This is a genomic window from Xanthomonas sp. NCPPB 3570 (assembly GCF_056725115.1).
The window spans coordinates 124,155-148,073 of sequence record NZ_CM161513.1; the positions used below are offsets into that span (position 1 = coordinate 124,155).

18 protein-coding genes are annotated in these 23,919 nt (G+C 69.1%); 10 read left to right on the top strand and 8 right to left on the bottom strand.

What is annotated here, in order from left to right; genetic code table 11:
- Positions 1-9 precede the first annotated feature (9 nt).
- The 3 genes from AC1PLR_RS00600 to AC1PLR_RS00610 all read right to left on the bottom strand — a co-directional run bounded on the left by AC1PLR_RS00600 (position 10) and on the right by AC1PLR_RS00610 (position 1,744).
- Positions 10-546: a phage tail protein gene (locus AC1PLR_RS00600; protein WP_148829783.1), complete on the bottom strand. Its 537-nt coding sequence runs from the start codon at positions 544-546 to the stop codon at positions 10-12.
- A gap of 58 nt (positions 547-604) precedes the next feature.
- Positions 605-1,132: a phage tail protein gene (locus AC1PLR_RS00605; RefSeq protein WP_420008479.1), complete on the bottom strand. Its 528-nt coding sequence runs from the start codon at positions 1,130-1,132 to the stop codon at positions 605-607.
- A gap of 66 nt (positions 1,133-1,198) precedes the next feature.
- Complete coding sequence (locus AC1PLR_RS00610) at positions 1,199-1,744, bottom strand: phage tail protein (protein WP_481102319.1); 546 nt, start codon at positions 1,742-1,744, stop codon at positions 1,199-1,201.
- A 303-nt stretch (positions 1,745-2,047) separates the two neighbouring features.
- On the opposite strand from AC1PLR_RS00610, the gene AC1PLR_RS00615 reads away from it, so the two are divergent.
- The 5 genes from AC1PLR_RS00615 to AC1PLR_RS00635 all read left to right on the top strand — a co-directional run bounded on the left by AC1PLR_RS00615 (position 2,048) and on the right by AC1PLR_RS00635 (position 17,524).
- The gene (locus AC1PLR_RS00615) at positions 2,048-6,814 is read left to right on the top strand and encodes a putative Ig domain-containing protein (RefSeq protein ID WP_481103656.1); all 4,767 of its coding nucleotides are present in this window, start codon (positions 2,048-2,050) and stop codon (positions 6,812-6,814) included.
- Between the two features lie 130 nt (positions 6,815-6,944).
- On the top strand, positions 6,945-10,352 hold the full coding sequence (gene recC, locus AC1PLR_RS00620; protein ID WP_481102320.1) for an exodeoxyribonuclease V subunit gamma: 3,408 nt from the start codon (positions 6,945-6,947) through the stop codon (positions 10,350-10,352).
- Complete coding sequence (gene recB / locus AC1PLR_RS00625) at positions 10,349-14,170, top strand: exodeoxyribonuclease V subunit beta (RefSeq protein ID WP_481102321.1); 3,822 nt, start codon at positions 10,349-10,351, stop codon at positions 14,168-14,170. Before recC ends, recB begins: the two co-directional genes overlap by 4 nt.
- A 288-nt stretch (positions 14,171-14,458) precedes the next feature.
- Positions 14,459-16,444, top strand: a complete 1,986-nt coding sequence (gene recD, locus AC1PLR_RS00630) for an exodeoxyribonuclease V subunit alpha (RefSeq protein WP_481102322.1) — start codon at positions 14,459-14,461, stop codon at positions 16,442-16,444.
- 21 nt (positions 16,445-16,465) lie between these two features.
- Positions 16,466-17,524, top strand: coding sequence for a virulence RhuM family protein (locus AC1PLR_RS00635; protein WP_481102323.1), 1,059 nt, complete (start codon positions 16,466-16,468; stop codon positions 17,522-17,524).
- 100 nt (positions 17,525-17,624) lie between these two features.
- On the opposite strand, the gene AC1PLR_RS00640 is transcribed toward AC1PLR_RS00635, so the two are convergent.
- Positions 17,625-17,957 (bottom strand): hypothetical protein, encoded by a 333-nt coding sequence (locus AC1PLR_RS00640; protein ID WP_295841951.1) that lies wholly within the window; start codon positions 17,955-17,957, stop codon positions 17,625-17,627.
- Positions 17,958-18,234: 277 nt separating this feature from the next.
- Here AC1PLR_RS00640 and AC1PLR_RS00645 point away from each other — a divergent pair, with 277 nt between their 5' ends.
- The 4 genes from AC1PLR_RS00645 to AC1PLR_RS00660 all read left to right on the top strand — a co-directional run bounded on the left by AC1PLR_RS00645 (position 18,235) and on the right by AC1PLR_RS00660 (position 19,915).
- Positions 18,235-18,579, top strand: a complete 345-nt coding sequence (locus AC1PLR_RS00645) for a type II toxin-antitoxin system Phd/YefM family antitoxin (protein WP_481102324.1) — start codon at positions 18,235-18,237, stop codon at positions 18,577-18,579.
- Between the two features lie 3 nt (positions 18,580-18,582).
- Complete coding sequence (locus tag AC1PLR_RS00650) at positions 18,583-18,954, top strand: type II toxin-antitoxin system RelE/ParE family toxin (protein ID WP_481102325.1); 372 nt, start codon at positions 18,583-18,585, stop codon at positions 18,952-18,954.
- 66 nt (positions 18,955-19,020) lie between these two features.
- Positions 19,021-19,536: a hypothetical protein gene (locus AC1PLR_RS00655; RefSeq protein ID WP_481102326.1), complete on the top strand. Its 516-nt coding sequence runs from the start codon at positions 19,021-19,023 to the stop codon at positions 19,534-19,536.
- Between the two features lie 154 nt (positions 19,537-19,690).
- Positions 19,691-19,915 (top strand): hypothetical protein, encoded by a 225-nt coding sequence (locus AC1PLR_RS00660; RefSeq protein WP_481102327.1) that lies wholly within the window; start codon positions 19,691-19,693, stop codon positions 19,913-19,915.
- Positions 19,916-19,943: 28 nt separating this feature from the next.
- On the opposite strand, the gene AC1PLR_RS00665 is transcribed toward AC1PLR_RS00660, so the two are convergent.
- Positions 19,944-20,429 carry a hypothetical protein gene (locus AC1PLR_RS00665; RefSeq protein WP_481102328.1) on the bottom strand — a complete coding sequence of 162 codons (486 nt, stop codon included), beginning with the start codon at positions 20,427-20,429 and terminating at the stop codon, positions 19,944-19,946.
- 45 nt (positions 20,430-20,474) lie between these two features.
- Here AC1PLR_RS00665 and AC1PLR_RS00670 point away from each other — a divergent pair, with 45 nt between their 5' ends.
- The gene (locus AC1PLR_RS00670) at positions 20,475-21,176 is read left to right on the top strand and encodes a DUF2306 domain-containing protein (RefSeq protein ID WP_481102329.1); all 702 of its coding nucleotides are present in this window, start codon (positions 20,475-20,477) and stop codon (positions 21,174-21,176) included.
- 301 nt (positions 21,177-21,477) lie between these two features.
- Here AC1PLR_RS00670 and AC1PLR_RS00675 read toward each other — a convergent pair whose 3' ends face one another.
- The 3 genes from AC1PLR_RS00675 to AC1PLR_RS00685 form a co-directional block, all read right to left on the bottom strand.
- Positions 21,478-22,740, bottom strand: coding sequence for an alpha/beta hydrolase family protein (locus tag AC1PLR_RS00675; RefSeq protein ID WP_481102330.1), 1,263 nt, complete (start codon positions 22,738-22,740; stop codon positions 21,478-21,480).
- Positions 22,741-22,815: 75 nt separating this feature from the next.
- Positions 22,816-23,028, bottom strand: a complete 213-nt coding sequence (locus AC1PLR_RS00680; RefSeq protein ID WP_481102331.1) for a hypothetical protein — start codon at positions 23,026-23,028, stop codon at positions 22,816-22,818.
- Positions 23,029-23,339: 311 nt separating this feature from the next.
- The gene (locus AC1PLR_RS00685) at positions 23,340-23,795 is read right to left on the bottom strand and encodes a hypothetical protein (RefSeq protein WP_019799272.1); all 456 of its coding nucleotides are present in this window, start codon (positions 23,793-23,795) and stop codon (positions 23,340-23,342) included.
- Positions 23,796-23,919 lie beyond the last annotated feature (124 nt).

Consider the following 23,919-nt stretch of genomic DNA (forward strand, 5'->3'; position numbering starts at 1 on the left):
ACGCCTGCCTCAGTTGAAGACCGGGTAGTTGCCCTGCAACGCGATGCAGAAGTTCACCGCCAGATACGGCTGCCGGTTCTCGTGCGCCTGGCCGATGCCGGTGGGCATCAACATGGTCGGGGAGAACTGCGTGTTCGGCGCGACCGCGTTGTATGGACGCGCGTTGCTGCTACCGGGGGAAGACAGCGCGGCGCCACTGACGGGCGTGCCACTCTTCTTTGTTTGGTCCGACAACGAAAATGAGTTGACGCCATGCTGGTGCATGGGAATCTGCGTGCTCTGCAGGCTGACCGATGCCGAGCCGAAGTTGCTGCCCAGCGTGTGCGGCGTCAGGCCCGGCCCCGCGCCCTGCTGGCAACCGGCGCGCGTGACGAAATTCGGCAGTTGGAACGTGGTGGTGCCATTGCCGCCGTAGGCCACGCCGAGCAGGGAATACAGCACGGTGTTCTGCGTGATCGGCAGGGTGGCGCCGTTGCACAACGCCCAGCCGTACGGGTTGTAGTCGAAGCCGAACAGCTGGATTTCGCCGATATAGGGTTCGGTCATGAGCGGATTCCTCCGATGAGCGGATGCGTGCCGCAGCCTTGTCGGCGCGGCGCAGAGGTCAGGCCTGTTGCGGGAAGATGCCGGTGGTGGCGATGCAGTACTGCACCGTCAGCGTCGGCATGACGTTGTCGTGCGGTTGGTTGCCGCCGGCGAACGAAGTGCTTTGCCCGGACATCGCTTGCGCAGTTGCGCCAGTGGTACTTGTGAGATAGAAAACGTCGCCGGTCACCGCGCCTGGCAACAGGCCTGAGGGCGCCGTCGCCGTCGCCGCTGCGGTGGTGGCCTGGGCGACGTGCGTATGTGCAGGCATTTGCAGGTCTGTCAACGTCACCGTCTCGGTGCCGGCCTGCTGAGCGAGCACGTAGTTGCTCAGGCCCGGCCCCTGGCCCTGGTGGATCGGCAGCCGACCGCGCAGATCCGGCACCGCGAAGGTGCTGCTGCCGTTGCCACCGTAGGCAGTGCCGAGCAGGACGTACAACGGTTCGTATTCGGAGATTTGCAACAACGAGCCGTCGCACGCCTGCCAGCCCTGGGGCGTGCGGCCGAAGCCGAACATGCGGATTTCGCCGATGAAGGGAGTACCCATGAGATGCTTCCTGGTTTGAGGCGCCACGCGCACGACTGTGCGCGGCGTGCCCGGATGCGGATGCGCCTAGCTGCGCGAAGGGAAGATGCCGGACAGCGCGATGCAGAAATTGAGCGTGGTGTACGGCTGCACGTTCGGATGCGCCTGGCCGCCACCCTGCGTGCTTACCGTGGCTTGCGATAGCGGAACCATGCTTCCAGGCGCAGCGTACAGCGATGTCGCCGCTCCAGTAGTTGCGCCATTGTTCGCGAATAGGCGTCCGGTCGGGTTGCGGCTGTTGCCTGCGGCGCTGGCGCATTCCATCAAATGGACATGGGCCGGCAACTGGTCGGTCAACAGCGTCACCGTCTCAGCGCCGGCGGCCTGGCCCATCGGCATCGCAGGCGGCTGCCACGCCGGATCGGCCGATGGCCCATAGCCCATCGGCGTGCGCCCGCGCATGTCCGGCAAGCCGAACGTGGTCTTGCCGTCGCCGCCGAAGCGGGTGCTGAGCAGACTGAACAGGGCCTGGTTCTGATTGATCGGCAGCAATTGCCCGTTGCACTGCGCAAAATATTTTGGCGCAAACGCGAAACCGGTCAGCATGATCTGACCGATGAAGAACTCGCTCATGCGATCTCCCCCCGGAGTGGATGGCGCCAGACCTCGTGTCTGGCGCCAGACTACTTAATCACGACTTCGGCGACTTGCAAGCGACGATTTCGCTGAACCAGACAGACGTGACGCATTTGTTGCTTTACGTGGCGTCGGATTTGCTGTTCCAATAGCCGCGCGACGCGCATGGCCGAAGCTTGCAGGGCCGATGTTCCGCGAAGTCCGAGGCACCAGGATGGCTGCCAGCGCCCCTGGGGTGGCGCGATTTAGGGGAATCGAAATATGTCTACGAATTGCACCGGTTCGCGCCGTGGCGCGCGCATCGCATTACGCTGGTCGACGTTGCTGGCCGTGTTGTTGATGACGACGTTGCACTCCGGGTTGGCCGCGGCAGCGCCTTCCCAGTATTGTCCGACGTTGAACGCCACCGTCGCCCAGGGTGGCTCGGTGCAGATCGACGTCACCACCTGCGACGGCACCGGTGTTGACGACATCGGCGTCGGCTGGAACGGGGTGCAGCCTCCCCACGGCACGTTGGTCGTTCCCAGTCCGAGCGGGGCGCAGGGAACGCAGATCATCACCTACACGCACAATGGCGACAGCGCCACGAGCGACACATTTCCGCTAGAAGACGGCGCTGGCGACACCATTACCGTCAATATCACCATCACGCCCTCGCGCACCGCCAGCATCACGGTTTCCCCGTCCAGCGCCAACGAGGACAGCGGCACGCCCTTCGTCTACACGGTGACGTTGAGTTCGACCAACAGTTCGGCGACCACGGTGAACCTGACCCGCAGCGGCACGGCGACCAGCGGGACCGACTACACCGGCGCGGTCACCAGCGTCGTGGTGCCGGCCAACGCGACGTCCGCCAGTTTCAGCGTCACCCCAGTCGCCGACACCACGGTGGAGCCGGACGAGACGGTGATCTTCCAGGTGGCCAACGGTACCGGTTACTCGATCGGCAACCCCTCCAGCGCCACCGCCACCATCGTCAACGACGACTATCCCTCGGCAAGCATCGCGGTGTCGCCGGCCAGCGTCGCCGAAGATGGCAGCGCCAACCTCGTCTACACCGTCACCCTGAGCCAGGCGTCGCCGTCGGCGCTCTCGATCGGCTTCAGCGTGGGCGGCACCGCGACGTCCGGTACCGACTACGCCGCGGTCAACTCGCCGCTGGTGATTGCGGCCGGGCAGACCAGCGGCACCATCACCGTCGATCCCACCCCCGACACCACGGTGGAACCGGACGAGACCGTGGTGATCAGCCTCAATGCGGGCAGCGGTTACACCGTCGGCTCGCCGTCCAGCGCCACCGGCACCATCCTCAACGACGATCTGCCGACCCTGTCGATCAATAACGTGTCGCAGAACGAAGGCAATTCCGGCACCACCGCGTTCACCTTCACCGTCTCGCTCAGCCAGCCGGCCGGCAGCGGCGGGGTCAGCTTCAACATCGCCACCGCCGACGGTACTGCCACTGCGGGTTCGGACTACATCGCTTCCAGCGTGAACGGGCTGACCATTCCGGCCGGCAGCAGCAGCGCCACCTTCACCGTGCAGGTAATCGGCGATACGCTCAACGAACCCAACGAAACCTTCTACGTCAACGTCACCAATCCAAATGGCGCCACGATCACCGGTGGGCAGGGAGTGGGCACGATCAACAACGACGACGCGCAGCCGTCACTCTCGATCGGCGACGTCAGCGTCACCGAAGGCAACAGCGGCGTCACCACGGCCACATTCCCGGTCAGTCTCAGCGCCGCCAGCGGCCAGACCGTCACGGTCAACTACGCGACCGCCGACGGCAGCGCCAACGCCGGCAGCGACTATGTCGCCAGCTCGGGCCCGCTCACCTTCTTGCCCGGCATCACCACGCAGAACGTGACGGTGACCATCAACGGCGATACCACCGTCGAGCCGGACGAAACCTTCACCGTGAACCTGTCCGGCGCCAGCAACGCCACCATCGCCCGCGCCACCGCGACCGGCACGATCCTCAACGACGATGCTGTGGTGACGATCTCGCCGACCTCGCTGCCGGCGGCCACCGCCGGCACCAGCTACAGCCAGACCCTGAGCGCCAGTGGCGGGACCGCGCCGTATGGCTTCGCGATCACCACCGGTACGTTGCCGGTGGGGATGCTGCTGAGTTCCGCCGGCGTGCTGTCCGGCACGCCCAGCGGCACCGGCAATTTCAATTTCACCGTGTCCGCGACCGACAGCGGCGCGTCGCCCATCAGCGGTAGCCGTTCCTACACGTTGACGGTGGCGTCGCCGACCCTGACGCTGCCGGCGACGACCCTGCCCAACGGCACCGCCAGCCAGGCCTACAGCGCATCGATCAACCAGGCCAGTGGCGGCATCGCGCCGTACACCTACGCGGTCACTGCCGGTGCCTTGCCGGCGGGCGTGACCGTCAACAGCGCGAGCGGCGCGCTCAGCGGCACGCCCACCGTGACCGGCAATTTCAGCTTCACCCTGACCGCGACCGACAGCACCTCCGGAACGCCTGGCCAGGCGGCGCGCAGCTATACGCTGGCGATCGTGGCGCCGACGCTGGCCATCACCCCGTCGACCTTGCCGGCGGCGACGATCGGCGCCAGCTACAGCCAGGCGTTGAGCACCAGCGGCGGCACTGCGCCTTACAGCTATGCGCTCAATACCGGCACCTTGCCGAGCGGGATCAGCCTGAGCGCCGCCGGCGTGCTGTCCGGCACGCCGACCACGGCCGGCAGCTTCGCGTTCACCGTGCACGTCAGCGACGCCAACGCCTTCACCGCGACGCAGGCGTTCACCCTGACGGTGGCCTCGCCCACGCTGACCCTGACGCCATCGACCCTGCCAGCCGGGACGGTGGGCACGGCCTATGGGCAGACGCTCAGCGCCAGCGGCGGCACCGCGCCGTATAGCTATGCCCTGAGCAGCGGCGCCCTGCCGGCAGGACTGAGCCTGAGCGCGGCCGGTGCGCTGTCCGGTACGCCGACGCAGGCAGGCAGCTTCACGTTCACCGCGACGGTCACCGACAGCACCGCCGGTGTGGCCGGCCAGGCCAGCCGCAGCTATACGCTGAGCATCGCCGCGCCGACCCTGACCCCCGGGCAGCCGACCTTGCCGGCCGGCACCGCGGGCACGGCCTACAACCAGACCCTGAGTACCAGCGGCGGCACTGCGCCGTACAGCTACAGCGTGGTCAGCGGCGCGTTGCCGACCGGGTTGAGCCTGACCACGGCGGGTGTGCTGTCCGGCACGCCGAGCGCGGCCGGCAGTTTCGCCTTCAGCATCAGGGTGAGCGACGCCAATGGCTTCTCGGCGACGCAGGCCTACACCCTGGCCATCGCCTCGGCGGTGCCGGCACCGGTGGCGGCGAACGACACCGGCGCCACCCTCGTGGACACCGCGCTGACCCTGGCGGTCACCGGCAACGACACCGGCAGCATTGACAGCATCGCCATCGCCACGGCACCCAGCCACGGTACCGCCACGGTCGATGGCGTGCGCCTGGTGTACACGCCGGCGCCGGGCTACGTGGGCGTGGACAGCGTGCACTACACCGCCGTCGGCGCGGGCGGCAGTTCGGCCCCGGCCGTGGTCACCATCACCGTCAACGCCCGCCCCATCGCGGTGTCGGTGACGGTGCCGGCGGTGACCGGGCAGGCGCAGACCCTGGACGTCACTCGCGACGCTACAGGCGGGCCGTTCGTGGCCGCTGCCGTGGTTGCGGTGCTGCCGGCCAACGCCGGTACCGCGACGATCACCCGCGCAGCGGCCAAGGCCGCAGGCGTGCCGACCGCGGCCGCGGACGACGGCCCGGGCTTCATGCTGACCTTCGTGCCGAACCCGGCCTTCTCCGGCAACGCCACGGTGCGCTTCACCCTGTCCAACGCGTATGCGACCTCGGTCGCGGCGGACATCGTGTTCGTGATCGCGCCGCGCCCGGATCCGACCCAGGATGCGCAGGTGCGTGGCCTGATCGATGCGCAGGCCGAGTCGACCCGGCGCTTCGCCAAGGCGCAGATCGACAACTTCCAGCGCCGCCTGGAAGCGACCCACCGTGGTGCGCGCGGCTTCGACAACGGCGTGAGCTTCCAGGCCACCTCGCAGTGCCGCCAGCGCGACCGCACGCTGCAGAGCGACCGCAACCTCGACGCGCAAGCGTGCGACCCGGCCAACCGCGACCTGCGCGACGGCGCCGTGGACGGCGGTGCCGACACTGCGTCGGCGGCACCACGCGATGCCACCGCGGCAGGCGACCTCGGCCTGTGGGTGGGCGGTGCGATCCGCTCCGGCAGCCTGGACAAGCAGTCGCAGCGCGCCGGCGTGGATTTCCAGACCGATGGCCTGAGCCTGGGCGCCGATTACCGCGTCTCCTCGGCCTTTGCGCTGGGTGCGGGCGTGGGCTTCGGCCGCGACGACAGCGACGTCGGCCGCGACGGCAGCCACAGCAAGTCCACCGCGTACACGCTGGCGCTGTATGCCAGCTATCACCCGGGCCAGACCCTGTTCTTCGACACCCTGGTCGGCTATCAGCTGCTGTCCTACGACCTGCGCCGCTACGTCACCGACAACGGCGCGCTGGCCGAAGGCGACCGCAGCGGCCACCAGTGGATCGCGTCGCTGTCGGCCGGTGCCGACCTGCAGCGCGGCGATTGGCAGATCACCCCGTATGCACGGGTGGATGCCGCGCGCGCCACGCTCGATGCCTACAGCGAAGCGGCGATGGCGCCGTACGCGCTGCGCTACGAGGACATGGACGTGGCCACCACCACCGGCAACCTCGGCCTGCGCCTGGAATGGCGCCGGCAGATGACCTGGGGCCGGCTGACCCCGCAGTTCCGGCTCGAGTACCAGCACGACTTCCAGGGCCGTGGCGATGCCGCGCTGGGGTATGCCGACATCATCGGCGGCACCCTGTACCGCACCGGGCAGAGCGTGTACGACCGCAACCGGCTGATGCTGGGCGTGGGCGTGGTGTTGAGCACCGACCAGGGCTTGTCCACACGTGTGGAGTATCGCGGCGTGACCGACGGCGACAGCGGCAGCGACCAGACCTGGATGTTCAACGTCGAGAAGAAGTACTGATGCTTGAGCCCCTCTCCCCCCGGGAGAGGGGTTGGGGTGAGGGTACGGCACGAAGCGACGCGCGATGTTTGGGCACACGAAGCTGTGCCCGAAAGCACCACCTGCCCGCATCCGGCACAATGCCCGGCACATGCCTGCCCCGTCCGCGCCCGATTTCCGGCTGTATCCGTCCAACGCGCTGGATACCCTGGCCGCCCTGCTCGCCGAAGAACTGCGCCGGCCGCCGCCGGGGCAGCCCTTGCTGGCGCCGGAGGTGGTGCTGATCCCGCAGGTGGCGATGCGGCGCTGGCTGCAGTCGACCCTGGCCGCGGTGCACGGGGTGGCGGCGAACCTGGAATTCCTCACCCCCGGCGAATTCGTCGCGCGCGCGCTTGAGCGCAATCTCGGTGCCGCGGCCGACGACCTGGACATGGCGACCATGCACTGGCGCCTGTACGCGGCGCTCCAGGGTGACCTGGGCAGCGATGCGGCGCTGGCGCCGCTGGCCGGCTATCTGGCCGACGGCGATGCGCTCAAGCCGTGGAGCCTGGCCGGCGAGCTGAGCAACGTGTTCGAGAAGTACCAGGCCTGGCGCCGCGACTGGCTGCTGCGCTGGGAAAGTGGCGCCGACCCGGACGATCCACAGGCGCGGCTGTGGCGGCGCATCGCCAGCGGCCGCGCCTACCGCGCGCGGCGCATCGGCCAGTACCTGGACCGCTACGCGCGCCCGGATGGGCCGCTGCCGCAGGGCCTGCCGCGGCGCCTGTTCGCCTTCGCCGTGCTCAACATCTCCCCGGACGTGCTGCGCGTGCTGGCCACGCAGGCGCGCGCCGGCACGCTGCACTTCTACCTGCCGACGCCGGCGCAGGGATACTGGGGCGATCTGCAGACGCTGTGGCAGCGCCGCCGCGAGGGTGGGGCGGTGGACCTGTTCGCCGAGCAGGTGCAGGAGAACCCGCTGCTGCAGGCCTGGGGCGCGGCCGGGCGCGATTTCATGGCGCTGATCGGCGACTACGAGGTGGTGCATCCGCTGGCCGAGATCGCGGTCTATGCCGATCCGCTGGAGTCGGGCCGGCGCGCGCTGGCCGATGGCGGCCTCGGCGACAGCCTGCTGCGGCGCATGCAGAGCGATCTGTTCCATCGCCGCGCGCCGGCGCGGCCGGCACCGCTGGCCGCGGTGGACCCGCACGATCCCAGCCTGCAGGTGCACGCCTGCCACACCCGCCTGCGCGAACTGCAGGTACTGCACGACCAACTGCGTGCGCTGCTGGACGACCCGCGCTTCGAGCCGCCGTTGCAGCCGCGCGAGATCGCGGTGCTGTCGCCGGACATCGACCCCTACGTGCCGTACCTGGACGCGGTGTTCGGCGGCCACGCCGGCGACGACGCCTTGCCCTATGCGCTGGCCGACGCCAGCCCGCTGGCCAGCGAGCCGCTGGCCGAGGTGTTCCTGGCGCTGCTCGGCCTGCCGATCGCACGCTTCGGCCTGCACGAGATCCTGGACCTGCTCGCCAGCGCGCCGATCGCCGAGGCCGCGGGCCTCGACGAGGCCGGGCTGGAACGTCTGCGCGCCTGGCTGCACGCCGCCGGCGCGCGCTGGGGCCTGGACGCGGCACACCGGCAGCGCCACCAGGCGCCGGCCGACGACGCCTACACCTGGCGCTTCGCCCTGGACCGGCTGCTGCTCGGCCACGCCAGCGGCGCCGAGGACGACATCGACGGCGTGGCGCCGTGGCCGCAACTGGAAGGCAGCGCGCTGGCCGCGCTGGACACGCTGCTGCGCCTACTGCGCGTGCTCGACCGCCACCAGGCCGCGCTGGCCGAGCCGATGCCGCCGGCGCAGTGGCGCGAAGTGCTGCTGGGCCTGTTTGAGGCGCTGCTGCCGCAGAGCCCGTCGGCGCCGCGCCAGCAGCGCGCGCTGGAGCGGCTGCGTGCGCTGATCGACCAATTCGCCCGTGACGCCGCCCGCGCCGACTACGCCGACGCGGTGCCGGCCGAGGTGGTGCGCGCGCACTTCGCCGCGGTGCTGGGCGAATCGGACACGCGCGCGCCGCTGCTCACCGGCGGCATCAGCTTCGGCCGCATGGTGCCGATGCGGCTGCTGCCGTTCCGGGTGATCTGCCTGCTGGGCATGAACGACGGCGATTTCCCGCGCCGCGATCCCGCCGCCGGTCTCAACCGCCTCACCGCCGAGCTGGGCACCACGCGCCGCCGCCACGGCGACCGTTCGACGCGCGAGGACGATCGCTTCCTGTTCCTGCAGCTGTTCGCCTCGGCGCAGGAGGTGTTCTACCTGAGCTACCTGGGCGCCGACGCGCGCGACGGCAGCGTGCGCGAACCCTCGCCGCTGGTCGGCGAGCTGCTGGCCTGTGCCGCGCAATACCACGCCGACCCGGCCGCGGCTGCGGCACTGGTGGTGCGGCATCCGTTGCAGCCGTTCGCTGCCGCCGCGTTCGGCGCCACCGGTGCCGAGGATGCCGACCCGCGCCGTTTCAGCTACCGCCGGCAGTGGCGGCCGGCAGTGGACAGCCTGGTCGGCCAGCGCCAGCCGCTGGCGCCGTGGATTGACGATCTGCCGGCCGCGGCCGACGACGCGCCGCCGGCGCAGCTGTCCATCGATGACCTGCGGCGGCTGCTGGTCGATCCGGCCGGACAGTTCCTGCGCCAGCGCCTGGGCCTGCGCCTGCCCGATCCGGCGCAGGCCGACAGCGACCTGGAACCGCTGCTGGCGCCCAGCCGCGGGCTCGACCAGTACGGCCTGCAACAGCAGGTGTTCGAGGCGGTGCTGCGCGAGGACACCGAGGCCCTGTACGAACGCCTGCGCGCCCGCGCGCTGCTGCCGTCCGGGCCGCTGGGCCGGCGCCAGCTCGACGAGCGCGTGCGCCAGCTGCGCCCGTACGCCGAGGCGTTCCGGCAGTGGCGTGGCGGCGACGACGCGCCGCTGGCGCCGCGGCTGCAGGTGGACCTCGACGGCACCGCGCTGCATGGCCGCCTGCCGGGCTGGTACGCGCCCGGCGTGGCGCGCGTGCAGGTGGGCGCCTTGAGCGGGCGCAGCGCGATCCGCCACGGGCTGGAATGGCTGCTGCTGCGCGCCGCCGGCGAACGCACGCCCTACGTGCGTTTCTTCGACCACGACGACAGCCTCGGCCCGCATCCAATGGACCGCGAGCCGCTGCCGGCCGCCCAGGCGCAGCAGGCACTGGGCGAGTTGCTGCAGCTGTATCGCCACGGCCGCCAGGCGCCGCTGTCGTTCGCGCCGTACAGCAGTTGGAAGTACTACCAGGCCGCGCGCGCCGGCGATCTCGACAAGGCGATCAAGGACGCCGCCGCGCAATGGCAGGCCAGCTTCGGCTGGAGCGAGGCGGACAGCCCGGAACTGCGCCTGGTCGGCCGCGGCCGCGACCCGTTCGCCGATGCGCAGCGCTTCGCCGACTTCGCCGCCACCAGCCAGCGCGTGTTCGGCCTGCTCGAACAGGGCGACGCCGGCCCTGCACTCGATCCCGAACGGCTGAGCGAGAGCTGGCAGCGCTGGCGCGGCACCCAGGAAGACGCCGAATGAGCGCCGCACCCGACCGCGATCCCTACCTGCAATTGCCGCTGCACGGCGTGCGCCTGATCGAGGCCAGCGCCGGCACCGGCAAGACCTTCACCCTGGCCACGCTGTTCACCCGCCTGGTGGTCGAACGCGGCCTGCGCCTGGGCCAGATCCTCGCCGTCACCTTTACCGAGGCCGCCACCCAGGAACTGCGCCGGCGCATCCGCGAGCGCCTGGCGCTGGCGGCGACGCTGGTGCCGGACGCCGATGGAAGCCTCGTAGGAGCGGCTTCAGCCGCGACCAACCCATCGCAGCCAATCCCGCAACACGACCCGCCCGACGTCGCCCTCACCCGCGCCATCCTCGCCGAGCACCTGGCCACCAACACCGAAACCCCGACCGCCCTGCGCAGGCGCCTGCAGCAGGCCGCCGAGGACATCGACCTCGCCGCCATCTTCACCATCCACGGCTTCTGCGCGCGCGTGCTGCGCGAGCATGCGCTGGAAAGTGGCCAGGCCTTCGCCGCACCGCAATTGCTCACCGACGACCGCGAACTGCTGCGCGACGTCGCCGCCGACCTGTGGCGGCAACGCGCCGCCGATCCGGCGATGGCCGAGGATCTGGTGGCGCTGTGGCCGGGCGGACCGGACGGCATGGCCACCGATCTGCGCGAACTGGTGCGGCATCCGACCTTGCTGCCGCCCGCGCCGGTTTTTTCCGCCGAGGACGGCGCCGTGTTGCAGCAGGCCGCGCAGCGTGCCGGCGTGGCGCTGGCCGAGGCGTTCCGCACCCACGGCACCGCCTGTTTCGAAGCGATCGCCACGGCGATGGACGCCGGCGTACTGAGCAAGGTCAGCTACAAGCCCGACTGGCTGACCGCGCTGTGGCACTGGCTGGACGCTTTCGCCGCGGCGCCGTCGGCGGACGCGCCGCCGCACCCGAAGCTGGTCAAGCTCACCGCCGCCGAACTGGCCGCCGGCACCAACAAGAAGCACGCCGAGCGCACCCCGGCCTCGCCGCTGAGCCGCGCCATCGATGGCTACCTGGCCGCATTGGCGCAACTGGCGCAGTGGCGCACGCAACGCCGCATCCGCCTGCTGCACGCATTGCGCGCCGACGCGGCGGAGCGCCTGGCCTATCTCAAGCGCCAGCGCCGCGTGCAGACCTACGACGACTTGGTCGAGGGCGTGGCGCGCGCGCTGGAAGGCCCGCACGGCGCCGCCCTGGCGCAGCGGCTGCGCGCGCAGTACGCGGTGGCCCTGGTCGACGAGTTCCAGGACACCGACGACCGCCAGTGGACGATCTTCCGCAAGGTGTTCGCCCCGGCGACGGCCGATGCCAACCTGGCGCAGGACGATGCGGCGCTCGCGCCATCGCCGTCGGCGCCGGACGACACGCCGCCATTGCTCGCCCTGATCGGCGACCCCAAGCAGGCCATCTACGGCTTCCGCGGCGGCGACGTGCGTACCTACCTGGCCGCTGCCGCGGACGCCGAACGCGCGCCGCCGCTGGCGCACAACTTCCGCTCGCGCCCGGCGCTGCTGGCGGCGATCGATGCGCTGTACGCGCAGGCCGGCTACGCCGATGCGTTCCTCACCGACGGCATCGCCTTCCACCCGGTGCAGCCGGGCAGCAAGCGCGTCGATGCCGACCTGCAACGCGGCGGCGTGCCTGCCCCGGCGCTGACCGTGTGGCGCGCACCGGAACCACCGCCGCCACCGGCCACCGCCAAGGGGCCGGGCAAGCCCAAGCCGTGGAGCGCCGGCCGCGCCCGCGAGCTGTGCACCGCCGCCTGCGTCGCGGCGATCCGCGGCTGGCTCGCCGATGCGCGCGACGGCAGCGCGAGCTTGCTCGGCCGCCCCGTGCAGGCCGGCGATATCGCGGTGCTGGTGCGCAGCCACGGCGAGGCCACGCGCATCCAGCAGGCGCTGGCCGCCGCCGGCATCCCCGCGGTCGCTGCCGGCCGTCGCAGTCTGTTCGCCACCGACGAGGCGCTGGAACTGCTGGCGCTGTTGCAGGCGCTGCTCGACCCCGGCGACGACGGCCGCCTGCGCGCCGCACTGGCCACCGTGCTGATCGGCGAGGACGCCGCCGCCATCGCCGCACTCGACCACGACGGCGAGCGTCATCGCCGTTGGCAGCAGCAGGCGCTGGACTGGCGCGAACGCTGGCAGCGCGGCGGCCCGCTCGCCCTGATCGGCGACCTCGGTGCCGCGCACGGGCAACGCCTGCTGGCGCTGGTCGACGGCGAGCGCCGCCTCACCAACTACCTGCAGCTGGCCGAACTGCTGCAGGAAGCCGACACCCGCGCGCTCGGCCCGCACGGCCTGGTCGACTGGCTGGCGCGGCGCATCGCCAATGCCGACGACAGCGACGAAGCGCAGCAACTGCGGCTGGAGTCGGATGCGCGCCGCGTGCAGATCGTCACCCTGCACAAGAGCAAGGGCCTGGAGTATCCGCTGGTGTTCCTGCCGTACGCCGGCATCGGCCGCAGCGAGCGCAGCCCCGGTCGCCACTGCGTGGTGCCGGCGCCGCAGGGCGGGCGCCAGTTGCAGTGGAACACCGGCCGCAGCGGCGGCGCGTCGGACCCGGCCTGGGAGACGGCCGAAGCCGCGTGGAAACAGGAACAGCGCGCCGAGGACGCGCGCCTGCTCTACGTCGGCCTGACCCGCGCCGAACACGCGCTGTGGATCGCCACCGGGGCGTTCTTCAAGCACGACGCGACCGCACTGGACCCCATGCTGCGCGACCTCGACGCCTTGCAGGCGGCCGCCGCTCCCGGCGCCATCGCCATCGACAGCACCCCGCCGCCGGCGCAGTTGCCGCGGCTGCCGCCCGAGCCGGCGCCGCCGGTGCCGCCGGCGCGCGTGCCGCAGCGGCGCGTGCTGCCGGAGTGGTGGGTGTACAGCTTCACCCAGCTCGCCAATGCCGACGCCGGCAGCGACCCGATGGCCAGCGCCACCGTGCCCAGCAGCGGCGGCAGCGACGAGCCCGCCGCCAGCGAGCCGGTCAGCGCCGCGGTGGAGGTGGACATGGTCGACCGCCGCTTCGTCGGCAACCGCTTCGGCGTGGCCATGCACGACGTGTTCGAGCGCTGCGACTTCGCCGCCTGGCGTAGCTGGCAGCCAGGCCAGCCGGCGCCGGCCGGGCAGGCCACCGCCATCGTCGAAGCGCTGCAGCGCGGCGGCTATGCCGAGGACGAACTGGAAGACGGCACCGCCATGCTCACCGCCCTGGTCGGCCACACCCTCACCGTGGCGCTGCCGGAGGGCACCTGCCTGGCCGCGGTGCCGGAGGAGCAGCGGCGCAACGAAATGGAATTCCACTTCGCCATGCGCCCGACGCGCGTGGACGCGTTGCTGGCGCTGCTGCACCGCTTCGGCGTGGCCGGCGAGCGCCAGGCGTTCGGCACCCGGCAGCGCCTGGAGGGGCTGATGACCGGCCTGATCGACCTCACCTACCAGCACGACGGCCGCTGGTACGTGCTCGACTACAAGTCCAACCGCCTGCCGGCCTACGACCCCGACGCCCTGGCGCGGGCGATGGCGCACAGCGAATACACCCTGCAGGCGCTGATCTACACCGTGGCCCTGCACCGCTGGCTGCGCTTCCGCCTGGGCGGCGCCTACGACTACGCCCGCGACTTCGGCGGCGTGCGCTACCTGTTCTGCCGCGGCCTCGACGCCGCCCGCGACCCATCGCCAGGCGTGCATGCCTGGCGCTTCGACCCGGACCTGATCGAAGGCGTCGACGCCCTCTTCGCCGGCGCCCCGCCTGAGCCCCTCTCCCCCCGGGAGAGGGGTTGGGGTGAGGGTCCGTCCGCCCACGGAGTCACCCCGTGAGCCAACCCACCTACCTCATGCCCGCCCGCCACCGCACCGTCGCCCCGCGCACGCTCAAGCCCCTCTCCCCCCGGCGACCGCAGGAAGTCCCCGTGGGAGAGAGGGGTTGGGGTGAGGGTCCGTCCGCCCACGGAGCCACCCCGTGAGCCAACCCACCTACCTCATGCCCGCCCGCCACCGCACCGTCGCCCCGCGCACGCTCAAGCCCCTCTCCCCCCGGCGACCGCAGGAAGTCCCCGTGGGAGAGAGGGGTTGGGGTGAGGGTCCGTCCGCCCACGGAGCCACCCCGTGAGCCAACCCACCAACCTCCTCGCCACCCTCTACCGCACCGGCACCCTGCGCACGCTGGACCATGCCTTCGCGCACAGCCTGGCCCGCCTCGACCCGGACACGCCCGACCTGGTCCTGGCCGGCGCCGCCCTGGCCTCGCTGGCGGTGGCCAGCGGCCACGCCGGCCTCGACCCGGCGCGCGCCAGCCTCCTGCTCGACAGCCGCGATGCCGCCCCGCCGGCGCTGCCCACCGCGGACGACTGGACCCGCGCCCTGGCCGCCTCGCGCTGGGTCGCACAACCCGCTGCCGAAGACCCGGCCAGCCCCGACTGCCCACTCGTACTCGAACACGGCCTGCTCTACCTGCGCCGCTACCGCGAGTACGAGCGGCGCCTGGCCCTGGGCCTGCGCCGCCTCGCCGCGCAGCCTTTGCCGCACAGCGACCTCGCCGCCCTCGCACCCCTGTTCGCCCAGCTCTTCCCTCTCCCCCCGGGAGAGGGTGCCCGCAGGGCGGGTGAGGGTACGACCGCTCACGATCCATCCGACCGCCAAGCCCAAGCCGCCGCCCTCGCCCTGCGCCGCGCCCTGCTGCTGGTCACCGGCGGCCCCGGCACCGGCAAGACCACCACCATCGCCCGCCTTTTGCTGCTGCGCATCGCCCAGGCCCGCGCCGCCGGCCTGTCGCCGCCGCGCATCGCCCTGGCCGCTCCGACCGGCCGCGCCGCCGAGCGCATGGCCGAGAGCCTGCGCGCTGCGGTGGCGCGCGCACTCGCCGACGGCGTCGACCCGACCCTGGCCGAGGCCCTGCCGGCCGGCGCCAGCACCCTGCATCGCCTGCTCGGCGTCATCCCCGACCTGCCGCGCTTCCGCCACGACGCCGACAACCCGCTGCCGTTCGACCTGATCGTGATCGACGAAGCCTCCATGGTCGACCTGCCGCTGATGTGCAAGCTGGTCGACGCCGTGGCCGACGGCGCGCAACTGATCCTGCTCGGCGACGCCGACCAGTTGCCCTCGGTGGAGGCCGGCGACGTGCTCGCCGCGATCCTGCAGGCCGCCGGCCCCGGCGACGCGCTCCAGCCCGACGACGCCCAGGCGCTGCAGCCGCTGCTCGGCCACAGCGCGGTCACGCACGACCACGGCGGCCTGGCCGGGCACCGCGTGCACCTGCTGCGCGGCTACCGCCAGGCCCAGGACTTCGCCCTGGCGCCGCTGGCCGACGCGGTGCGCAGCGGTGATGCCGACGGCGCGCTGCGACTGCTGCGCGACGGCCAGCTCGCCGGCGTGTACTTCCACGACGGCGTCGACGACGCGCTCGCTGCTGGCGGCGACGCCCTGCTCGCGCACTGGCGCGCCCTCGGCGACACCGACGATCCGGCGCAGGCCCTGCGCGCCGCCGCGCGCCTGCGCCTGCTCACCGCCGTGCGCGCCGGCCCGCAGGGCGCGCGCGGGCTCAACGCGCGCATCGAGCAATTGCTGGCCGAGACCGCCAGCGGCGCACGCCGCCTCGGCGCCGCCGCGCCCTGGTTCCACGGCCGCCTGCTGCTGATCACCGAGAACAGCTACCGCCACGGCCTGTTCAACGGCGACGTCGGCATTTGCCTGAAGGACGCGCAGGGCACCCTGGTCGCCTGGTTCGACGGCGCCGGCGACGGCCAGGTCCGCGGCTTCCACCCGGCCGCGCTGCCCGCGCACGAGAGCGCCTTCGCCATGACCGTGCACAAGGCCCAGGGCAGCGAGTTCGACGAAGTCTGGCTGCAGTTGCCGGCCCGCGACGCCCGCGTGCTCAGCCGCGAACTGGTCTACACCGGCATCACCCGCGCCCGCCGCGCGCTGCACATCGCCGCCAGCGAAGCGGTGCTGCGCGCCGCGCTGGCCCGGCACGCGGCGCGGATCTCGGGGTTGGCGTGGCGGTTGGGTGGGGCGGAGCGGCCGCCGAGATCGCCTGCAGCCGATATCCTTCCCGCACCCTCCGGCACGCCGATCCAGGGCGCGCTGTTTTGACAAACCGCATCAGGAGCCGGCATGCGTAGCGACGACAAGGAAGCCCCCACCTCGGAATTGATCCTGTATCGCAGTGAGGATGCGCAGACGCGGATCCAGGTGCGGCTGGAAGGCGAGTCGGTGTGGTTGACGCAGGCGCAGATCGCGGAGCTGTATCAGACGACCCCGCAGAACGTCACCCAGCACCTCCGGACGATCTACGAGGAGGGCGAACTGCGTGAAGAGGCAACATGTAAGGATTACTTACAAGTTCGCCAGGAGGGGGCGCGCGAGGTGCGCCGAAACCTCAAGCACTACAACCTCGACGCCATCCTCGCCGTCGGCTACCGGGTCCGCTCCGCGCGCGGCACCCAGTTCCGCCAGTGGGCGACGGCGCGGCTGTCCGAGTACCTGGTCAAGGGCTTCGCGCTGGACGACGAACGACTCAAGCGCGGGCCTGACGATGGCTATTTCGAGGAATTGCTGGGCCGCATCCGCGACATCCGCTCGTCGGAGAAGCTGTTCTGGCGCAAGGTGCTGGACATCTACGCCACCAGCGTGGATTACGACCCGTCGGCCGAGGCCAGCCAGCGTTTCTTCGCCACTGTGCAGAACAAGATGCACTGGGCGGCCCATGGCCACACCGCCGCCGAGTTGCTCATGGAGCGCGCCGACGCCAGCAAGCCGCACAGCGGCATGACCAACTGGGTGGGCGCCGCGCCGCGCGCGTCCGATGCGGTCGTCGCCAAGAGCTACTTGAACGCGGAGGAGCTGGAGGCACTGAACCGCATCGTCACCGCCTACCTGGAGTTCGCCGAGTTGCAGGCCATGAACCGCAGGCCGATGACCATGGCCGCATGGATCGCCAAGCTGGACGACTTCCTGCGCCTGAGCGACCGCGAGGTGTTGACCCATGCCGGCCGCATCGGCCGCGAACAGGCATTGGAATTTTCCAAAGCCGAGTTCGCCCGCTACAGACAGCGCACGTTGGAAGAACCGTCGCAGGTGGAGCGGGATTTCGAAGAGGCAACGCGCAAGCTGAAAGCGCTTGAGAGCGAGAAGCGCCGGTCCACGCGGACCAAGCGGCCCACTGGCGAATAAGCGAAGCGGCGTCCCGGAAACCGCGAACTGCCGGGCCTGAGGCAACCTTCCGATGCGGGCAGGCCAGGCGAGCCCGGGGTCCGGGCTCGACGTCGCGCGATTACTTGGCCGGAACGCGCTGGTACTCGTCGCTGCCGGTGTTGAGGTGCCCATCGGCCTCGTCGATGGCGAAGTTCACCGTCTCGCCGTCGTTGGTCACTTGCAGCACGCCGTCCTTGTAGATGGCGGGGTAGCTCTCGGTCTTGGGCTTGCGGGTGAAGAAGCGCGGGGTGGTGTTGCGCACCATGAACGACTCCCCGTTGCGCTCGATGTCGATCGTGTCGTCCTTCGACTCCACGTTGACCCAGTGGCCAACGAACTTCTCGCCCTCCACCCGGGCGCAGCCGCTCACCAGCATCGCCGCGGCCAGCGCGGCTCCCATCCACTTCGTCATGTCCCCGCCTCCGGTGTTGGAATCGGGGCGAGGATGCGATGGGTTGGATGTATGGGAGGTCAAGAGCGTGGGCAAGGAGGGAGACGCAGAAATCCGGTCGGCGGCTGGAGCACCCGCAGCGATTAGGAGGAGGATGCGGCCTGCGTTGGTACGGCCTTGTCCATCGCCATGCCATGCATTGGGCCTTGTCCGAATGAGCTTCCGTGTGCGCTGGCAGCAACACCATGCAAGTGATAGCCTGTACAGAATCCTGTAATCAATAGTGAAAGGAGCTGTCATGGGCTTTTCCGTCAACGACGTGGTGCCTTTCACCCTGGCGCGCGCCAGTCTTTCCGAACTGGCCGACCAGGCGAAGGCAGGCGCCGAGAAGATCATCACCAAGAACGGCGAGAGCTACGTCGCGCTGATCGACGCCGACCGGCTGGACTATTACCACCGGCTCGAGCGCGAGCGCATCCATCTGCTGTTGCTCGACGATGCGAAGCGCGGCTTGGCTGACATCGCCGCCGGCCGCACGGTCGATGCCGATGCCGCCATCGGCCAACTGCAACAGCGGCGCGCGGCCGCCAAGGCGCCTCATCCCGCAGACCCCGGCAAACGGGCTACCAAGAAGCGGGGTTGACCGTTGCATCGCGTCGAACTGACGGAGAGCTTCCTCGCGTGCCTCGACGCGATCGAAACGTTCCTGCTGGACGCCGATGCCGCCGCGGCCTTCGACGACCTGCTCGCCGAATTGCGGGCGGCCGTGCTCCCGAACCTGCGGCGTTTCCCCCGCATCGGCCGGCCCTACCTGGACACGCCGCCTCAATCGGCCGAGGCGCTGGCGCAACTGGCCGCATTGCCGGCGGGAGCGCCGGATGCGTTGCGCATCTACCTGCACGGTGATTACGTGATGCTGTACACGGTGGCGGAAGAATCCTCCACCGTATATCTGCTCTCCATCCGCCACTACCGCCAGCTTTCGTTCGATTTCGCTGGGCTTTGGGGCCGTGAGTGAGGTACAGATGGTGATCTTCGACCCCGGTTTCCTGATGCGTGTGGTTGGGTAGAGGAGGTGGATGGTATGAAAAGCCGTTTGCGGAAAGTTCTGGGTGGAATGATGATTTCAGCGATCTTGGCTGCGTGCCAGAACTCTGAGGTTGAAAAAGCATTGCCATCAAGGTGTTCGAAAAAAGATAATGGCCATATAATTTGTGTTCCTACGATTCGCGATTTGGCCATGAGTCCAAATGAGTATGACGGAAAAGAAATAATTGTGAGCGGGTTTTTGGTGATAGATAGAGACCAACTCTCCCTTTACTCCAACGACCTGGATTACAAGCATTCGCTATCACAGGATAACGTTATTATACTGCGTGGCTCTGAGGCTAGGCAGGAAAAGGCCTTTGACGATTTTGCTTATAAATACATCCGAGTAAGCGGTACCTTTCATGGATCAAAATATCCTCCGTCCAAACGATATGAAATAGGAGATCTTGAAATTGAAGATGACGCCTATGAACTTCCAGATAGGTCTGACCCAAGTAGCCGTCAGGGTTGGAAAGACGCAAGGATTGATGTAAGAGACATCGCAAGATGAAGTCCGTAATTTTCTGTAATTAGTCGCCCCCGAAGAACCCGGAAAACCGGGGTCGGAAAACCGCGGTCAGAGTGCACTTCTTCTACGGTCAGCTTCAGGCATCGCCCGATGGGTCGGCCCCTTTGGACAAGGCCAGGCTGGTAAAAAGTGCACTATGACCCAGGTTTCGTTGCTGATCGTCGCGTGCGTCCGCGGCTTCCAGCGGCACTATCTGAATCCATTCCACCAGCCCGTGTGGCGCGTGGCGCCGGTATTGCTGCTGGTGTGCTTCGTCGCGCTCACCTCGCGGGTGATCGAGATTCCCCTGGCGGCAGCCATCGGGTACTGGCTGCTGGATGCGGCGCGGCAGATGGTTCGGCAGCGCGGGCGAACCCGGTGAGTGCTGGATTCACAAGGCATATGGACAGTCATCGCTTGCCTTCTATCCGCTGTATATCAAGTCTGAGAGACTTTTGAAGTGCTTCGCTGCCGATCAAACTGTCTAAATCTCTTGCGACGCCAGCCTCGGCTTCTGCAGCTCGCAAACTCGGCAATGCTACCGTTGCCCGCTTTCCCATCGCGCCAAGAATCCGTGCCGCTCTGAACAGCTTTGGGTAGTCGCTCTTCAGCAGTCCCGCGATGTCTAATATCGCGCGCTCATCGATCTTGGTCGACAAATCGGTTTCGTCCATCTCATAAATTACTCCGAAGTAATAGTCCAGCCTATCGATGCACGACCTGTCTAAACTGCCAGTTTTCTCGCAAAAACCCGAAGAATCGGACAATAGGCGCGAGAAATCGGGACGGTCGCCTCTTTCGGAGGCGCCAGCGATCCCCGAAACGAGCAAGGCAAGCAGGGCGATATGGACTTTCGTTGCCTTCATAGCTAGCTCAAGAAAAAGTGTAGTCGGCATGCTAGCGTTTTCATCCCCAGAGCGGGCTGGCCGAGGGAGCCGGGCATGCGGGTCGATCCAATACGCGAGGGTGTCGAACTGTGCCGACGCAGGCCTGTGACGCGCGTGGCGTGGGCATTGTTGTGGCTCGCGCTGGCCGTGGTTTCGGCCGAGTTCGTCCGCCACGTTTACTTGAAGTATGCGGCGCTAGATTCACCTGCATACGCCATGTTCATGACCCGCCGCGGGTGGCTGTGGTGCCATCTCGGTGGCGGGGCGGTCGGCCTGTTGCTGGGGGCGCTGCAGTTCGCGACGCAGCGGTGGCGGCGCTGGCCGCGGCTGCATCGTTGGTTGGGGCGGGCGTATTTCGCGGGGATGGTGGTGGCGATGGTCGGGGCGGTCGGGCTGATCGCGACCTCGCCGGCGCCGCCTGCGATCCGGGTGGCATTCGCGGCGACGGCGCTGGCGTGGCTGGTGACCGGGTCGGTCGGACTGGTGGCGATCTGGCGTGGACAGGTGCTGCGGCATCAGCGCTGGATGGTCCGCGCTTATCTGGCGACGCTGGCGCCGGTGGTGTTCCGTTTGTCGTTGCCGTTTGCGGTCAGCCTGGGCATTACTCCGTCGCCGGGCTTGATCGCGCTGTTGTTGTGGGCGAGCTGGGTGGTGCCGTTGTCGGTGTATGGCGTGGGCCGGGCGATCGCCGATGTGCGGGATCGTCGAAAGCAGGTGCCGATGTTGCCGCGTGGCGCCGGTCTCGGCGCGGGGTGATGGCCGGGCGTGCGTGACGATGCGCGGGCCTGCCTCAGGTGCCGGCATTGCCTCGCCGATCTGCGGTCATGCGGATGTCTGAGTCAGTTGTGGCCACAGCGTCGGCGTCTCCGCCGCGGCGTCGCGACGCACAACGCGCCTTCATCCGCATCGCCAACCTCGCCGCGGGACGCCGGCACGTGCGCCGCTCGCACCGCACACAAAAACGCTGCCACGCCTGCGCCCAGGCGTGGCAGCCAGCGGGACGGACGATCGCAGGCGCCGGGGGAGGAGTGCGCCTGCGTCGTCGCCCGCCGCGACCTCAGCGAAGCGTGTCGAACAGTTGCTGGCGCACGGCGATGGTGCAGGCGTCTTCGGTGAACAGGTGCTCGAGCGCGCTGTTGTCGCTGGGCTTGCCGGTGCCCAGGTCGAGCACGGTCGCCTGGTTGCTGCCGCGCGCCTTGAACGCGGCGATGGCGGTGGTGGCGTTCTTCAGCGGCACGGTGGCGTCGTTGTCCGAGCCGCACAGCAGGGTCGGGGTGCGCGGCGCCCAGTCGAGCAGGTCGTTGCGCTCCAGGTCGCGCAGGAACGGGTCGTTGGCGTTGCTGGCGAAGTCGTTGTAGAAGCCGGGCTGGAAGTACTGGCGGATCTTGTCCACGCCGGGCAGGGTGTCGCCGAGCACCAGGTCGGTCAGGCTCTGGTTGCCGGGGAACAGCTTCTCCACCTGCTTGGCCCACGGATCCTGGAACACCTGCGACGGGTCGAGGTAGATGTTCTTGTAGGTGTGCTGCATGCCGACGATGGCGTAGCTGGCCAGCACGATGCCGAAGGTGTTCTCGCCCACCGCGTTGCGGCCGCTCCAGCTGTCGCGGAAGGTCTGGCTGAGCGCATACGGGCCGGAAATCGGCGCGCTGGCGACCAGGTTGAACTCGTTGGACAGGTGCGCTTCGATCTCGCGCTGGGTGGCCATGGCGGCATGCCCGCCCTGCGAGAAGCCGGTCAGCATCACCTTGCCCGACAGCGGGGTGTTGAGCCGTTGCAGCACCTGGCGCGCGGCACGCATCGCATCGATGGTGGAACTGGCCTCGGACGCGGCGTGCAGGTAGGGGTGGAACGCGTAGGTGGACTGGCCGATGCCGAGGTAGTCGCTGCTCACCACCACGTAGCCCTGGGTGGCGAGGTGGGTGACCATGGTGTCGTCGCCCTTGGCGTCGCGGATCTCCTTGGCCTGCTCGGCGCGGCGTTGCGACTCGGTGCCCTGGCTGTAGCTCACCAGCGGGAACGGACCGGGGCATTGGCTGCCGCCCGGCACCAGCAGCGCCGCCGACGCCGTGGTGGGTTCGCCATCGACGCCGATGGTGGCGTAGGTGAACTCGGCCACGCGCACGTCGCACTTGGCCTGGTCGGGGGATTGGTCGTTGGCCAGCAGCGTGCCGATCGCCTGGCGGGTATAGCTGGTCAGGACATTGCTCTTGAGCAGGGTGCCGCGCGCCGGCGCCGCCGTGGCGGCGATGGGCAGCAACGCGCCCGCGATGCCGATGAGGGAAAGTGCGTGCAGCGCCAGCCGATTCCGCTGTGTGGCCATGGAAACATCCTCGTGTCGAATCCCGGTCGCCCGGGGGGGGTGGGGGAGGGCGCAAACGCTACTATGTCGTTCGCATTATTTTTGCGACACGTCGAGATAATATTTAGCTGCGGTATTGATTCGCATCGCACCTGATGGAATTTCACGACACATCGCGTCGGAAAATGCCGCGATCCATCGATGCTGCGGCGTGCGCTGCGCCACAGTGGCGACGAGGAAAGGATGAAAGATCCGCATGGTTTCGCGCGAATCCAGCCGAATTCCGCTGTTTCGGCCGGCTGCGGGCACGTTGCGGGAATTTGTCTACGCTTCTGAAGCGGACTTTTCAGAAGTTAATAATCTTGATTTTAAGATAATCGGAGGGTGGCGATGGATAATCGCGTCTGATGATCCGAGTATTGTCCGCTGCCAGGAAACGCATGAGCAGCGAAGGACAGAAATAGGACATTGTCGACGTCGTGCGCGTCACGGCGTGTCTTGTCTGTCGCCGTGCACGGTCGCGGTGGAACTCGCGCCGCGGCACAAAAAAGCCGGCGGACCTTGCGGGCCGCCGGCTGCGATCGACGTTGCTGGACCGCACGCGGGCCAGCGGAACGGGGTCAGCGCACCTGGTACAGCACGGTGGCGCCGGGCTTGGGTTCGAACGCGGGCACGGTTTGCTGTTTCAGCGCGGTGCCCTTGGCGTCCCACACCAGGGTTTCGGATGGGTATTCGTCCTTGCGGGTCATTGCGTCGATCTGCTTGACGATCACGCTGGAGCCGGCGGCGACTTCGGGGTTCCAGGCGAACACGCCGAGCCTGCCGTAGAACACGGCCGGGGCGGTGGCGTCCAGGCGCCGATCGGGGCACATCACCAGGCCGCGATCGAGCATCACCCGCAGCGCGCCCACCGGCACGGCCTTTACCGTGGGGGACGTGCGCTCGGTGCTGTGGCCGGGGCAGACGTTGGCCGAGCGGGTCAGCATGTCCTCGACCACCTGCCGATCGGACTGGGCCAGCGCGGGCAGGGCGACGGCGGCGAGGGCGAGCGTTGCGAGGGGAAGTTTCCAAGGCATGTCGAGACTCCTTCAATGGAGGAAAGACGCCGAACCGGGCGGTCCCGAGCAAGGCAGGGACAGGCGGCCGCGGCGGCGCGGGCAGACTCTAGCAACGGCGCCGGCGGCGAATGCAAAGCGGGCG